The sequence below is a fragment of the Rhizorhabdus sp. P4_G6 genome (genome assembly GCF_056401045.1).
In genome coordinates, this window is the sequence record NZ_JBFUKC010000004.1 from 92,700 (window position 1) to 106,997 (window position 14,298).

Annotated in this window: 15 protein-coding genes; 7 read left to right on the top strand and 8 right to left on the bottom strand. The window is 65.7% G+C overall.

Annotation, left to right across the window (positions count from 1 at the left end):
- The first annotated feature begins 12 nt into the window (after positions 1-12).
- Complete coding sequence (locus AC1DPF_RS06180) at positions 13-429, top strand: CoA-binding protein (RefSeq protein ID WP_477868600.1); 417 nt, start codon at positions 13-15, stop codon at positions 427-429.
- Here AC1DPF_RS06180 and AC1DPF_RS06185 read toward each other — a convergent pair whose 3' ends face one another.
- From AC1DPF_RS06185 to ubiA, 3 genes are all read right to left on the bottom strand, one after another.
- A complete protein-coding gene (locus AC1DPF_RS06185; RefSeq protein ID WP_477868598.1) occupies positions 430-1,209 on the bottom strand; it encodes a 3'(2'),5'-bisphosphate nucleotidase CysQ in 780 nt (259 codons plus the stop codon). It lies immediately after the preceding gene.
- Positions 1,202-2,548, bottom strand: a complete 1,347-nt coding sequence (locus AC1DPF_RS06190) for a TldD/PmbA family protein (RefSeq protein WP_477868596.1) — start codon at positions 2,546-2,548, stop codon at positions 1,202-1,204. Before AC1DPF_RS06190 ends, AC1DPF_RS06185 begins: the two co-directional genes overlap by 8 nt.
- Positions 2,549-2,619: 71 nt before the next feature.
- Entirely contained in the window at positions 2,620-3,579 is a 960-nt protein-coding gene (gene ubiA / locus AC1DPF_RS06195) for a 4-hydroxybenzoate octaprenyltransferase (RefSeq protein ID WP_477868594.1), read from the bottom strand.
- Here ubiA and AC1DPF_RS06200 point away from each other — a divergent pair.
- The 3 genes from AC1DPF_RS06200 to AC1DPF_RS06210 all read left to right on the top strand — a co-directional run bounded on the left by AC1DPF_RS06200 (position 3,578) and on the right by AC1DPF_RS06210 (position 6,815).
- Complete coding sequence (locus AC1DPF_RS06200) at positions 3,578-4,318, top strand: 16S rRNA (uracil(1498)-N(3))-methyltransferase (RefSeq protein ID WP_477868592.1); 741 nt, start codon at positions 3,578-3,580, stop codon at positions 4,316-4,318. The two genes, ubiA and AC1DPF_RS06200, sit on opposite strands and share 2 nt — an antisense overlap.
- A gap of 62 nt (positions 4,319-4,380) precedes the next feature.
- Entirely contained in the window at positions 4,381-5,751 is a 1,371-nt protein-coding gene (locus AC1DPF_RS06205; protein WP_477868590.1) for a glutamate--cysteine ligase, read from the top strand.
- Positions 5,752-6,272: 521 nt separating this feature from the next.
- Positions 6,273-6,815 carry a CAP domain-containing protein gene (locus AC1DPF_RS06210; RefSeq protein ID WP_477868588.1) on the top strand — a complete coding sequence of 181 codons (543 nt, stop codon included), beginning with the start codon at positions 6,273-6,275 and terminating at the stop codon, positions 6,813-6,815.
- A gap of 46 nt (positions 6,816-6,861) precedes the next feature.
- On the opposite strand, the gene AC1DPF_RS06215 is transcribed toward AC1DPF_RS06210, so the two are convergent.
- Positions 6,862-7,359 (bottom strand): PEP-CTERM sorting domain-containing protein, encoded by a 498-nt coding sequence (locus tag AC1DPF_RS06215; RefSeq protein WP_477868586.1) that lies wholly within the window; start codon positions 7,357-7,359, stop codon positions 6,862-6,864.
- 81 nt (positions 7,360-7,440) lie between these two features.
- Entirely contained in the window at positions 7,441-7,929 is a 489-nt protein-coding gene (locus AC1DPF_RS06220) for a PEP-CTERM sorting domain-containing protein (protein WP_477868584.1), read from the bottom strand.
- A 278-nt stretch (positions 7,930-8,207) separates the two neighbouring features.
- On the opposite strand from AC1DPF_RS06220, the gene xrtV reads away from it, so the two are divergent.
- Both xrtV and epsI read left to right on the top strand, forming a co-directional pair.
- Positions 8,208-9,116 carry an exosortase V gene (gene xrtV, locus AC1DPF_RS06225; RefSeq protein ID WP_477868582.1) on the top strand — a complete coding sequence of 303 codons (909 nt, stop codon included), beginning with the start codon at positions 8,208-8,210 and terminating at the stop codon, positions 9,114-9,116.
- Entirely contained in the window at positions 9,113-9,826 is a 714-nt protein-coding gene (gene epsI, locus AC1DPF_RS06230; RefSeq protein WP_477868580.1) for an exosortase-associated protein EpsI, V-type, read from the top strand. Before xrtV ends, epsI begins: the two co-directional genes overlap by 4 nt.
- A gap of 3 nt (positions 9,827-9,829) precedes the next feature.
- On the opposite strand, the gene AC1DPF_RS06235 is transcribed toward epsI, so the two are convergent.
- A complete protein-coding gene (locus AC1DPF_RS06235) occupies positions 9,830-10,159 on the bottom strand; it encodes an XrtV sorting system accessory protein (protein WP_477868578.1) in 330 nt (109 codons plus the stop codon).
- Positions 10,160-10,244: 85 nt separating this feature from the next.
- Here AC1DPF_RS06235 and AC1DPF_RS06240 point away from each other — a divergent pair, with 85 nt between their 5' ends.
- Positions 10,245-11,048, top strand: coding sequence for a SurA N-terminal domain-containing protein (locus AC1DPF_RS06240; RefSeq protein ID WP_477868576.1), 804 nt, complete (start codon positions 10,245-10,247; stop codon positions 11,046-11,048).
- Positions 11,049-11,210: 162 nt separating this feature from the next.
- Here AC1DPF_RS06240 and AC1DPF_RS06245 read toward each other — a convergent pair whose 3' ends face one another.
- Positions 11,211-12,674 carry an undecaprenyl-phosphate glucose phosphotransferase gene (locus AC1DPF_RS06245; protein WP_477868574.1) on the bottom strand — a complete coding sequence of 488 codons (1,464 nt, stop codon included), beginning with the start codon at positions 12,672-12,674 and terminating at the stop codon, positions 11,211-11,213.
- Between the two features lie 4 nt (positions 12,675-12,678).
- Positions 12,679-14,277, bottom strand: coding sequence for a tetratricopeptide repeat protein (locus AC1DPF_RS06250; protein ID WP_477960259.1), 1,599 nt, complete (start codon positions 14,275-14,277; stop codon positions 12,679-12,681).
- Between the last annotated feature and the right edge of the window lie 21 nt (positions 14,278-14,298).

Consider the following 14,298-nt stretch of genomic DNA (forward strand, 5'->3'; position numbering starts at 1 on the left):
AAAGGACACGCCATGCCGCTCGACAGCAACCAGGACATCGCCGACCTTCTCCGCAATGCCAGGACGATCGCGATGGTGGGCGCGAGCGACCGTCCCGATCGGGCGAGCCATGGCGTGATGCGCTTCCTGCAATCGAAGGGCTATCGGGTCATCCCGGTCAATCCGCAGCTTGCCGGCCAGTCGATCCACGGCGAACCCGTCGTGGCGGCGCTCGCGGACATCGCCGAGCCGATCGACATCGTCGACATCTTCCGCAACTCCGCCGCCGCCGGCCCGGTGATCGATGACGCGATCGCCGTCGGGGCCGGTGCGGTGTGGACCCAGCTGGGCGTGTTCAACGACGAGGCGGTGGCCCGCGCCGAGGCGGCCGGGCTCAAGGCGGTGGTCAACCGCTGTCCCAAGATAGAGATCCCCCGGCTCGGCCTATGATCAGCGGATAATCCCCTGCGCGGCCCGGTGCGCCAGCCGCTGTACGGCCGCAGAGTGGATTGCCGGCGCCGCCGCCAGGACGCCGAACTGTTCGCCCTTGGTACTGTTGTAGCGCAATGGCTGGCCCAGCGCGTCGGTGACCGTGGCGCCAGCCTCCTGCGCGATGAGCGCCGCGGCGGCGATGTCCCATTCATTGCCCCAGCGGATCGTGGCCAGAAGGTCGGCCTGGTCCGCGGCAACCATCGCGATCCGGAGCGCGATCGAGTTGGGCTTGCCCACCGTGACCAGATCGGAATCGGCCCGCGCGAGCACGTCGGCCGGAACCCGCGCACCGGCCAGTTCCTGCCGTGTCGATGCCCGGATCGGCTCGCCATTGCGGGTCGCGCCCTGCCCGGCCTTCGCGCGCCAATGCTCGCCGCGCGCTGGCGCGTCGAGCACGCCGATCAGCGGACGCCCGCCTTCGACGAGCGCGATCGAGACCGCCCAGCCTTCACGGCCACGCACATAATCGCGCGTTCCATCGATCGGATCGACCACCCAGACGCGCACGCAGTTGAGCCGCTCGGCGCTGTCTGCGGTTTCCTCCGACAGCCACCCCGCTTCCGGGTCGAGCGCCATCAGCCGCTCGCGCAGCAATGCATCGGCCGCCAGGTCGATGTCGCAGACCGGGCTTCCCGGCACCTTGTCCCAAGTCTTGAAATCGCCGCGCCATGCCGCGTGTGCCATTGCGCCGACTTCGACTGCGACGGCGCTTACCGCATCAAGGAGGCTCTCAGGCACCAGCGATCATCATCCCTTCGATCCGAATAGTCGGAGCATCAACGGCGCGGCGGAAGACAAGATCCGAAGCCGCGGTCAATTCGCGGAACATATCCTTGAGATTGCCCGCGACGGTGATCTCGGCGACGGGCTCGCACAACTGGCCGTCGCGGATCACGAAACCCGAGGCGCCGCGGCTATAGTCGCCGGTGACGCCGTTCACGCCCTGCCCTATCAGTTCGGTGACGTAGACGCCGAGCCTGATGTCGGCGATCAGCTCTTCCGGCGAGAGTATGCCGGGCTCGAGATAGAAGTTGGTGACGCCGGTTCCCGGCGGACCGCCGACGCCGCGGGTGGCATGGCCGGTCGGCTCCAGGCCGAGCTGGCGCGCGGACGCCGAATCCATGATCCAGCCGGTCAGCACGCCGTCGGCGATGATGTCGCATTTCGCGGTCGGAAGCCCCTCGCCATCGAACGGCTTGGAGCGCAGGCCGCGCAGGCGGTGCGGATCGTCGCGGATGAAGATGCCCTTGGCGAACACCTGCTCGCCCAGCCTGTCCAGCAGGAAGCTGGTGCGGCGCGCGACCGCCGACCCGGTGATCGCGCCGGCGAGGTGGCCCAGCAGTCCCGAGCCGACGCGCGGATCATAGACGACCGGCATCGCGCCGCTCGACAATCTGCCCGGGTTCAGCCGTTTCACCGCACGTTCGCCGGCGCGGGTGCCGATCGCGGAGCCATCCTCGAGATCGCTCAGGTGACGGGCGGAATGATAGGCATAGTCACGCTGCATGCCACCGCCCTCGCCGGCGATGACGCTGGCAGAGCAGCCATAACCGCTGGTCGAATAGCCGCGCGCGAAGCCGGCGCTGGTGGCAAGCGCGATCACTGTGCGGCTCGCCGATGCCCCCGCGCCTTCGCTGTTGGTGATGCCCGCGACCGCGCGGGCGGCACTTTCAGCGGCTTCGGCGCGCTCGCGCAGCGCCGCCGGGGACGGGTCGGCCAGATCGTCGCCGTCGACATCGACCGCCGTGCCGCGCAGCAGCCGGTCCTCAGGCGCCAGGCCGGAATAAGGATCCTCGGGCGCCTCGCGCGCCATCGCCACCGCGCGATCGACCAGTGCCCCAAGCGCCTCGGCCGACAGATCCGACGACGACACGCTGGCCGAGCGGCTGCCGACGAACAGCCTGAGTCCGATCTCCTCGCCTTCGGAGCGTTCGACATCCTCCAGCGCGCCGAGGCGAACCGAGATCTGGGTCGAGGCGTTGCAGATGTAGAGCGCATCGGCGGCGTCGGCACCGGCCTTGCGGGCGGCGGCGACAAGATCGGCGGTACGGGTTTCGGCTTCGGAAGTGCTCAGCATGGGGGCGACTTAAGTTCGGCGCACCGCGAGGTCAAAGGGTAAACGCCCCTCGGCGTTCCCGCTAAAACCTGTCAGGCCGTCGCACCGACGACGAAACATGCCAGAAACATCAGCAAACCGGCGAAACGGTTCGCCCGGAACTTGGCGAGCGCATCTACCGGATCGGCCGGGTCCAGCGCCATGACCTGCCAGCCCAGATGCACCGCGATCGGGATCAGCGCCACGAGCGCCAAGGCCTGCGGGCGCAGCTGCCACAGCGCTCCCGCCCAGCAGGCGATCGCGAGGACATAGAATGAAGCGACCCCTGTCCGGGCATGCCGGCCGAGCGCGCGCGCCGAAGACTTGACCCCGGCCAGCGCGTCATCCTCGATATCCTGCAGCGCATAGATGGTGTCATAGCCGATCACCCAGAAGATCGATCCGGCATAGAGCAGCCACAGCGCCGGATCGAAGCCGCTGGCTACCGCTGGCCAGCCGACCAGCGCAGCCCAGGAAAAAACGATGCCGAGCCACGCCTGCGGCCACCAGGTGATCCGCTTCATGAATGGATAGGCCGCGACGGCGCCAAGGCTGGCGAGCGCTACACAGGCCGCCACCAGATTGAACTGCAGCAGTACGACCAAGCCGATGAGGCAAAGGACGGCGAGCCACGCCCAGGCCGCCTTGAGGCTCACCCTTCCGCTCGCCAGCGGCCGTGCCGCGGTGCGGGCAACCTTGCGGTCGAGATCGCGGTCGACGATGTCGTTATAGACGCACCCGGCACCGCGCATCACGACCGCGCCGAGCGCCATCCAGGCGATCAGGTCCCAGCGTTCGACCGCGCGGCCGGCCAGCGCGACCGCCCAGGCTCCAGGCCAGAACAGCAGCCAGCTGCCGATCGGACGATCGAATCGTGCGAGCAGCCAATAGGGACGCAACGTGGCAGGCAGCCGCCGCGCCATGCCCCGAAACTCGCTGTCGGGTACGATTTCCTCGACTTCCTCGGCCATGGACGGCAGGTAAGGGAAAAGCTCCGCCTTCGGAAGACCCATGGCCAATACTCCCGCCTGGCCGCCCGCCAGCCTCACCCGCCTGTTCATCGATCAACCGCTGTCGGACGGCCTGTCGCTGACGATCGACGGCGGCCAGGCGCATTATCTCAGTGGAGTGATGCGCCTCAGGGAGGGCGATGGAATCTCTCTGTTCGACGACCGCACCGGGGAATGGCGCGCCGAAATCGAACAGGTCGGCAAGCGGGCGCTGAGCGTCCGCATCGTCAACCGGCTCCGCGAGCGCGAAGCCGTACCCGACCTCTGGCTGCTGGCCGCGCCGATCAAGAAAGGCCGCATCGACTGGATGGCGGAAAAGGCCTGCGAACTCGGAGTAGCGCGGTTACGACCGGTGATCACCCAACGCACCATCGTCGACCGGCTGAACCTCGATCGGCTGCGCGCCCATATGGTCGAGGCCGCCGAACAGTGCGAGCGCACCGCCCTCCCGGTCCTCGACGAGCCGGTGAAGCTCGCCACCCTGCTGCGCGAATGGCCCCAGGACCGCGCCCTGATCTTCGCCGACGAGGAAGGCGGCGTCCCGATGGGGCAGGCGGTGCAGCCGGGGCCGGCCGCAATCCTGATCGGGCCGGAGGGTGGCTTCACCGCGGAGGAGCGCGCGGCGATCAGGGCAATTCCCCAAACCACCGGCATATCGCTCGGCCCGCGAATCCTGCGCGCCGATACGGCGATGGCGGCAGCGGTATCGCTGTGGATGGCGCTGGCAGGCGACTGGCGGTAAGCCCCGGCTGCCGCGACGCGGGGCACTAGCCACGTACCGATCGGTCCGCTATGGGCGCGACGATGAGCACGCGCAAAGCAGCCGATGGCGAAGATCCGCTGATCGAGTCGAAAGACGACCTGATCTCCGTCTTTTCAGGCGGGGAAAAACCGAAGCAGAATTGGCGCATCGGAACCGAGCATGAAAAGTTCGTATTCTTCGAGGATTCGCACCGTGCCCCTTCCTATGAGGAGCGCGGCGGCATCCATGCGCTGCTGATCGGCCTGACCAAATATGGCTGGGAACCGGTCTATGAGGGCGACAACATCATCGCCCTTGCCGGCAACGACGGCAATGTCAGCCTCGAGCCCGCCGGCCAGTTCGAGCTGTCGGGCGCGCCGCTCGACAATATCCATCAGACCTGCGCCGAAACCGGCCGCCACCTCGAACAGGTCAAGGCGATCGGCGAAAAGCTCGGCATCGGCTTTCTCGGGCTGGGCCTGTGGCCCGACAAGACCCGCGCCGAATTGCCGATCATGCCCAAGGGCCGCTACGACATCATGCTGCACCACATGCCGCGGGTGGGCACGATGGGCCTCGACATGATGCTGCGGACCTGCACCATCCAGACCAACCTCGACTATTCGAGCGAGGCCGACATGGTCCGCAAGTTTCGGCTCAGCCTCGCGCTTCAGCCGCTCGCGACCGCGCTGTTCGCCAACTCGCCTTTCCTCGAAGGCAAGCCCAACGGCTTCCTCAGCTATCGCAGCCATATCTGGACCGATACCGATCCGCACCGCACCGGCATGCTGCCGTTCGTGTTCGAGGATGGATTCGGCTATGAGCGCTACGCCGACTATATGCTCGACGTGCCGATGTATTTCGCGTTCCGCGACGGTTATGTCGACGCGGCCGGCCTGAGCTTTCGGGATTTCATGGATGGCAAGCTGTCGGTGCTACCCGGCGAGAAGCCGACGATTGCCGACTGGACCGATCATCTGTCGACCGCCTTCCCGGAAGTTCGCCTCAAGAGCTTCCTCGAGATGCGCGGTGCCGATGGCGGCCCCCACAGCCGGATCTGCGCGCTTCCCGCCTTCTGGGTCGGCCTGCTCTACGACGACGACGCGATGGATGCGGCGTGGGATGAGGTCAAGCACTGGACGATCGAGGACCATCACCGCATCCGTGCCGAGGTGCCGCGGCTGGGGCTGCGGGCGATGGGGCCACGCGGGCGCGATTTCCAGCAACTCGGCGCGACGATACTCGACATCGCTGCGAGCGGGCTCAAGGCGCGGGCGCGGCTGAACGGTGCGGGCGACGACGAGAGCGGCTTCCTCGCACCGTTGCGCGAGATTGTCGCCAGCGGCAAGACACCCGCCGATCAGTTGTTGGATCTCTATCATGGCGACTGGGGCGGGGACATCAGCCGCGTTTACCAGCACGGACGCTTCTAGCAGCACCGCAGATTAACATATAGTTGCGTAAACCGTGACGTCGCTGCAACACTCTACAACTAATGTTGCGGCATGGGCTGGCAATGCCGGGACGGTCCAGAGTCCGCTGGTGCGGGCAGCCGGCTTCTAGTAGATAGCAGTGGCTGCGTCGGCAGGGACATCCGCTTAAGTGGAGCCCTTCGCAGGAGAGAGATGCGCCGGTGAAAGTCCGGTACGGCGTGCAGGACGTGGTGGCTGCGGTAAAATCGCAGAAGCGGCAATAGCCGATCTCGAGCCGGAACCTCCGGCCCGCAGCGCCCCTCTCCCCCAGCCCTGACCATATGATTCGGACGTGCCGCGCACACCAGCCGCCGCGTCGACGGTAAACAGCGCGTCAACATCTCGACCGGATCAGCCGGAAAAGGGCGGCTTCGAGCGTCAGGACTGGTGGAAAGTGCTGAACGGCACGGTCACCAATCTCCCACACCAAGCCGCAAGTCACAGTTCCTAACATTCGAGCCATCGGATGATGGAGCGATGCGATGGCTTTCGGCTTGGGGCGTGCAAAGGTGATGAAAGTGGCGGGAGCGCTGGCGCTGGCGCTGGCTGCTCCCTTCGCGCAAGGTGCCACCGGGCTGGACAATAATCTCGAACAGCGGCTGCTCGCCGGCCACAACCGCGAACGCGCGGCGCTTGGCATAGCGCCGCTGGCGTGGAACGAATTGCTGGCACATGATGCCGAGGCCTATGCGCAGCATCTCGTGCGGGTCGGCTATCTGGTGCACTCGGAAGATGCGCCGGGGGAGACCGATCCGCAGGGCGAGAATCTCTGGGCCGGGACAAGGGGCTATTATGGCCCGGAGTCGATGATCGGCCTGTGGGTCGCCGAGAAACGCGACTACAAGCCCGGCATCTTCCCCAACAACAGCATCAGCGGCGATCTCGACAAGGTCGGCCATTACACACAGGTGATGTGGCGCTCCTCGCGCGCCGTCGGCTGCGCTGTAGCCCATGGCCGCCGCGACGACTTCCTAGTCTGCCGCTACAGCGAAGGCGGCAACGTGATCGGCGAAAGGCCGTTCTGAGCCGTTCGTCGGCCGGGGATCGATAGACTCCCGGCAGATCGGAACGTCACGCCGGCGTCTTCTCGCCCTCTCGCCCCGCGTTCTTGCGATAGTTAACGCGAGGAATGCCGGGGATCACCCCAAAGCCGAGGATGAGCTTCACCCAGCTCGACGACTCCGGCGCACCGTCCGGCTCCGAGGCGGCCATGCCATCGTTGCGCGGAATGAAGATGCGCGGCGTGAGGGGCAGCCCCGCCTCGGGCTGCGGCACCTCCGCAAGCTGCGACGGACCGGTCGCCAGCGAGGCGGCCGGGGCCTGGAACGGCACGTCGGCAATGGCGAGAGGGGTCAGCGTGGGACAGTCCTCGGCCGACGCGACCTGAACGGGCTCTTCCAGCTGGCGCACGCGCGTCTTGGGTTTGGCATATTGGCGCGGCTGCACGGCCTTGTGGACGGCGTCCCGGACCTGGGGAACGCCAAGGGTCAGGGCGGTCGTGCCGGCGACCGGACACACGCAGGTCATCAGCAGCTTGGCAGCTTTGGATGCGACGGCTTCCTTCAGCATGACAACCCCGTTCCCGATATTTCAAAAGCCGACACGGCCTTCGACGATCGCAACATCGTTCCTTCCAAGAAATCGATCATCTCAGGACTGCTCCGGCTCGGCGCCGGTCCGGCCGTTGTTCTTGCGGTAGGCGCTGCGCGCAATGCCGCCTATGAGGCCGAAACCGATCACGAGCTGAAGCCAGGTCGATGGCTCCGGCACGCCAGGCGGGCCGGGCGGCACCCCCGGCGGACTGGGCGGGAAGATCGGCGGCATCGGCGGCGGAGGATCGTTCGGCGGAGGGCTCGGGGGATCGTCCGGCGGGTTCTTGGGCGGTTTGGTGGGCGGCAGATCGCCGATCTTGAAGGGCGTGACGGGCGGGCAGGCATCGTTCACGGCGACTTCGACCGGCGCCTCTCCCTGCTGCCGCACGCGCGTCTTGGGCTTGGCATATTGGCGGGGCTGGGTCGCCTTGTAGACCGCATCACGAACCTGCGGAACGCCGAGACTCAGGGCCGTCGTTCCCGCGACCGGGCAGACACAGGTCATCAGCAGCTTGGCAGCTTTGGACGCAACCGCTTCCTTCAACATGAAGAACTACCCCGAAACCCCCAACGCAACTGCGTGCCCCATCCAATAGCATAAACCGGATCAACTACAAAACCGCGCTGGTTAACAATTGCAAACCGCCGCTCCAGCAAAAACCACCGACTTCGCCCGTAATCGGCTATCCGGTCCTGTGCCGATCCGCTATGCCCGATCGGGGCGAAGCGCTCGTTACCGACTCCATCGCGCCGCGGTGCGATCGGCGGCGAGGATGCGCACAACATGGTTGAGATGGCGTAAACTTGGGCGATCATTCGGGGGACATGGCAGAGCGGCGGGCAGGCCGGAGCGCCAGCCATTATGGCTGGTCCGACTTCGCCCCGATCCGCGCTGCGCTCGCGTCGCATTGGCTGCTCGTCATCGGCATGCTCGGCCTGGTGCTGCCGACCATGTACGGCGTTGCCAGCGAGAACTGGTCGACCGAGCAGGGCGCGCACGGCCCCATCGTCCTGGCAACCGGCCTGTGGCTGTTCTGGCGCCGGTGGAGCGAGGTTCGCATGCTCGCCCGACCCGGCGATACCCGCATCGCGCTGGCCGCCTTCCTGCTGCTGGCACCGGTCTATGCAGTCGCGCGCATCATCACCGTCATCGAGGTCGAGGGCTTCATGATGTATGGGTTGCTGCTGGTCGCCGCCTATTGGCTGGTCGGGTTTGCGCCACTCAGGGCGATGTGGTTCCCGATCCTCTATATGCTCTTCATCTTCCCACCGCCCGATACGGTGGTGGCGATGATCACCCAGCCGCTGAAGATCGCGATCTCCCAGGCCGCGATCGACCTGCTCCACGGCTTCGGCTATCCGATCGCCGGATCGGGCGTGACGATCGTCATCGGCCAGTACCAGCTGTTGATCGCCGCCGCCTGCGCGGGGCTCAACTCGCTGATCAGCCTGTCTGCGATCGGGCTGTTCTATGTCTATATCCGCCACAACGCGAACTGGCGCTATGCGCTGCTGCTCATGCTGGCGATCGTGCCGGTGGCGATCCTCGCCAATTTCATCCGCGTGCTCGGCCTGATCCTGATCACCCATTATTTCGGTGACGAGGCGGCGCAGGGCTTCCTTCACACCTTTTCAGGCATCACCATGTTCCTGGTCTCGGTGCTGGGCATCTTCGGGATCGACGCGCTGGCATCGCCGCTGCGCCGCCGCCTTGCCCGAAGCGCCGCCGCATGAGCGGCAAGCTGCCGATCACCCGCCGATCGCTCATCGCCGGCGGCCTTCTCGGCGGCGTGGGGCTGGTCGCCAATTCGCGCCGCCCCGACGTGCCGTTCCGGATGATCGAGGATGCCAAGCTCGACCCGCTTTTTCCGAAGCAGGTCGGCGACTGGTCCTACGAGACCAGCAACGGCCTGGTCCTGCCGCCGGCCGACCAGCTGCGCGACAGACTCTACAATGCCGTGCTGACCCGTTATTATGCATCGCCGACCCAGCTGCCGGTGATGCTGCTCGTCGCCTATAACGGGACGCAGGACGGCATGCTCCAGGTCCACCGCCCCGAAGTCTGCTATCCGGCGTCGGGCTATGAACTGCTGGAGCAGCGGATGATCCCGCTTGATGTCGGCGGCGGCCTTACCGTGCCCGGCCATTATATCGGCGCGCGCAGCGCCAATCGCAGCGAGCAGCTCATCTACTGGACCCGCATCGGCAATGATTTCCCGACGCGCTGGTGGGCGCAGCATTGGGCGGTGGCCAAGGAAAACCTGAAGGGACGCGTGCCCGACGGCGTGCTCGTCCGCATCTCGACCGCTGCTCCCGACGACAAGAGCGCGACGCTGACGCTGATGCGCTTCATCCCGGCGCTGCTTGCCGAATTGTCACCGACCGCGCGGCGGGTGGTTTTCGGCGAGGCGGGCGCGCCATCGCCGGCAGAATCTTCCCGCTAAAGCCTAGTCGCCCGGCTTCTCCAACGGCTTCAGCACGATCTGGATATAGGCCAGCGTCGCCACGATGACCGTGATGCCGATCAGATGATAGATGAAACCTTCGCCGGCGATGGCCTTGTTGCCGAAATAGTTGGCGACGGCGCAACCCACCGCGGCGCCCAGATATTGCAGCATCGAATCTCGAGGTGGTCGTTCGCCGGTCGACCGTTGCATGAAGAGAACGACCAGTCCTGCGAAGATCGCGACCGTGACCCAATCGTAAATTGTCTCCAATTCCACACCCTCCAAGCCAATATGGCGGCATACAGGCTTGTCGCCACGGCTGGCAATCATGTAGCAATGTTGCCGACGTCAATGTGACATGCACGCGTCGGGGGAATTCAGGGTGAAGGTAAGAGCTGCACTTCTCGGCGGCGTCATGGCCGCGAGTCTTCTTGTCTCTGGCTGCCACAAGGAGCCGAAAGGCCAGGTGGTCGCGATCGTCAATGGCGACGAGATCTCGATGCAGGAGCTTAATGCAGAGCTTCAGGGCGTCCGCATTCCGGACGCCGCAGATCGCACCAAGCTGCGCAAGCAAGTGTTGCAACGGCTGATCGATCGCAAGCTGATCGTCCAGAAGGCGCGCGAGCAGGGTCTCGACAAGACTCCCGATTTCGTTGCCCAGCAGCGCCGGCTCGAGGAAAATCTTCTGGTCAGCATGCTCGGCCAGAAGATCGCCGCGACCGTGCCAATGCCCGACGACCGCGACATAACCCAATATGTCGCCGACAACCCTGCACAATTTGGCGGACGCCAGCGCCTGCTGCTCGACCAGATCCAATTTGCTGCGCCCAAAAATGCGAGGAGCCTGATGGCGCTGAAGGACGCGCACAGCCTCGACGACATCGCGGCAGGGCTCCAGAAGCTCGGCCTCGGCTTCGCGCGCGGCAAGGGGGTGATCGACACCGGGCGGCTCGATCCGCAGCTGATCGGCGTCATCAACAAGCTTCCGCCAGGCGAGCCGTTCGTGTTGCCGTCGAACGGGCAATATGTGGCCAGCGTCATCGTCGGCCGCGACAACACGCCGACGCCCACCGCCTCGGCGCGCCTGGCCGCCGCCGAAATGGTCCGCCGCCGTGAACTGGTCGCCGAAAGCAAGGCCCAGGTCGCGCGCGCCCGCACCAGCGCGGAGATCCAGTATCAGCGCGGTTTCGAGCCTGAGAAGGCTGCAGCGGCTAAGTGATTTGACGGCACAGGGTGTTTGTTTGGCCCTCAGACGCCGCGCGGCACGTCCGTGCTGCTTGGCTTCCTCGCAATAAGCTCGGGCGGCCGAACGGCCGCCGCGCCTTATTGGCGCGAAGCCACGGTCAGCGGATGCTGGCCGCCCGGCGTATGAGGCGCCTGATCAATACGCATTTTCCCAGATCAGCCGCCAGATCGTCTCGAGGATGATCCGCAGGTCGAGCAATAGCGACCAGTTCTCGATGTAGAACATGTCATATTCGACGCGCCGCTTGGCGCGCTCGATGGTATTGATCTCGCCGCGCAGGCCACGGACCTGTGCCAGGCCGGTGATGCCCGGCTTGACCCGGTGGCGCGCCGCATAACCGCGCACCGCTTCGAAATAATAGTCGTCGCCGACCATCATCGTCGTCGCGTGCGGGCGGGGGCCGACGATCGACATCTCACCGGTCAGCACGTTGAATAGCTGGGGCAGCTCGTCGATCGACAGGCGGCGGATGATCCGCCCGAACGGAGTGACCCTCGGATCTTGGCGGGTGGTGCGCTCGGTGCCGCTGACATCCTGGCGATCGACATACATCGAGCGGAATTTGAGCACGCTGATCTTGACGTTGTTGAAACCGAAGCGCTGCTGGCGGAACAGCACCGGACCAGGGCTGGTGAGCTTGATGAGCAATGCCGTCAGCAGCAGGACCGGCGACAGCAGGACCAGGCCGAGCAGCGCGATAACCCGATCCTCGATCGCTTTCAGGATGCGGTTGAAATCGCGCATCGGCCGCTGCCACAACGCGAACAGCGGCAGCGAGCCGATGAAGCGCATGCTATATTGCTGCGACAGATCGAGCGCCTCGCGCGGCATCAGGCAGATATCGACCGACACTTTCTGCAGCGCCTCGGTAATCTGGTCGAGCCGCTCCTGACCGATCATAGGCAGCGCGATGATCACCATGTCGACGTCGCCCTTGGCGATTCGCGCCACCAGCGCTTCCAACCCGCCGAGGAAGGGCACGCTCCACGGGGTCTTGCGCTCGATCCGCTTGGACCGGTCATCGGCGACCCCTACCACGGCGACATAGGGCAACCGCTCGATCTCCAGCAGGCGCAGGACGCGGTCCGAGCTCGCTTCGTCGGCACCATATATCACGATACGCTGCCCGATATGGCCCGCCTGGACCAGATAGAAGACGAGCTTGCGCACGACGAAGCGGCTGACGAACAACAGCACGGCCGTCCCGCCCAGATAGCAGAGCGCGAGCCCCGTCGAAAACAGCCTGGCCTGCCCGAGTTGCCAGATCGTCGCGAACACCAGCAGGGCCGCCAGCAGGAACTCGAACGCCACGGCCTGGTCGCTGTCGCCGCCGCGGCCCATCGGATGGGCATAGCTGTCCCGCGACAGCCTTATGAGGAAGAAATTCACCGCGACGATGACCGCGACGTTGACATGCTGGCCGACGAAATATTGCGGTCCGCGGATCAGCTCGTAGGCGAGTGGCGCCATCAGCGCGCCCAGCGTCAGGCAGATCAGGTCGACGGCCAGGATGATCGTGGCGATCACGTTGGAGGTGAAGCGATATTTGCGCGACTGCGGCTCCGCGACCGCGCCCTGTCCTTCGATGACGTTCAGCATGACCTCACCGTCCTGTCACAATCGGCTGCGGATTACCCGGTACCCGGGCCTGCCGTTGCTGCGCGGCCCAGGCAGCCGCAAGCCCATGCCGGGTCTTCGCTCCACCGGATATGCGGTCGAGCGCGGCGAATGTCTGTTCTACGCACGCGGCATCGCGCAGGGCGATGCACAGCCGCGCGCGCTCGCTCCAGCCGTCCCGCGAGCGTGGATTATCGTCGGTAAAGCGTTTCGCGACATCGCGCGCGTTCGAGGCTCGTCCAGTTTCGACCAGATAGCGCACATAGGCGGCCAGCATAGCGCTGTCGTCGGGCAACGCGTTCATCGCCTGCGCAAAGGCATTGTCGGCCAGGACCGGCTCCTTGCGGCGGACGTAGATCCGGGCGAGCGCAACCCGTCCTTCGGCGATCCCGGGATTATCGCGAACCAGCAGCTGCGCATAACGCAATGCCTCGGGCAGATCGCCCCGCGCGACCAGCACGCGCACGCGCATCAGCAGCGCACGCGGATTGCCTTCGTCGAAGTCGAGGATGCGGTCGACCAGTGCCGTCGCCTGTGCTCCACGGCCCAGTCCGGCCAGTGCACCGGCATAGAGCACGTCCGGCTCGACATTGGCGGCAGTGATCGCATCCTGATCGACGAACGGCCGCAGCGTTACCTCGGCGTCGGCATAGCGGTTCTGGTCGAGCAGCAGATGCCCGAGCGCGACCTTCATCTGCTCGTCGCCATCCGCCGAGACGAAGCGGCGGACGCGGTCGACATCGACCGCAGCGCTGCCCACGTCGGTCCAGATATCGACGATGCGCTGCTGGAGCGCGGCATCGCCCGGATGGGAGCGCGTCAGACGGGCGAGCATGGCGAGCGCGCGATCGGGGAGGCCCTGTTCGTAGAGAAGCTTCACATATTCGAGCCGGAGGTCGACATCCGCCGGGCGCAGCGTGAACAGCCGGGCATAGGTGCGGGCGGAGTGGCGGAAGTCATCCTGGCCGGCATAGAGATCGAGCAGCACCATCAGCTTGGGCACCGTCTCGCCGTCCTTGGCTATCGAAGCTTCAATCGTGCCGACCGCGGACTCATGGTCGCCGCCGGCGTTCAGCACCCGCGCGAGCAATATGGTGGCGCCTTCGTTTGTGGGGTCGATAGCCAGCATCCGGTCGACGATCGCACGCGCCTCGGCCAGGTCATGGCGCGCCGCCGCGATCGAGCCCTTGACGAGCAGCATGCGCAGCGAGCGGGGCTGGAGAGCGAGCCACTGGTCCGCAAATTTCTCCGCATCGTCCAACGATCCGCCGGAATAGGACAGCTCGGCCAGTGCCTGAACCGCGTCGTCATTCTTCGGGTCGAGCTCCACGACGTGGCTATAGGCGCTGTAGGCGTCGAGATATCGCCCGAGCGCGGTCTGCACGCGCGCGAGCTTCGACCAATATTCGGGGACGTCCTCCTGCGCGGCGATCGCCCTGGTGATTTCGACCCGCGCGGCGAAATAATTGTGCGCAGCATAATAGGCGTCGAAGCGCGCGGCAGCCTTCGCAGCCTTTTCCTGCGACTGGCCACAGCCGGCGAGCACAAGCGGCACCAACAGCGCCGCCGCCCAGATGCGTGCCATCCCCCAAGCCATCTCTTGCCA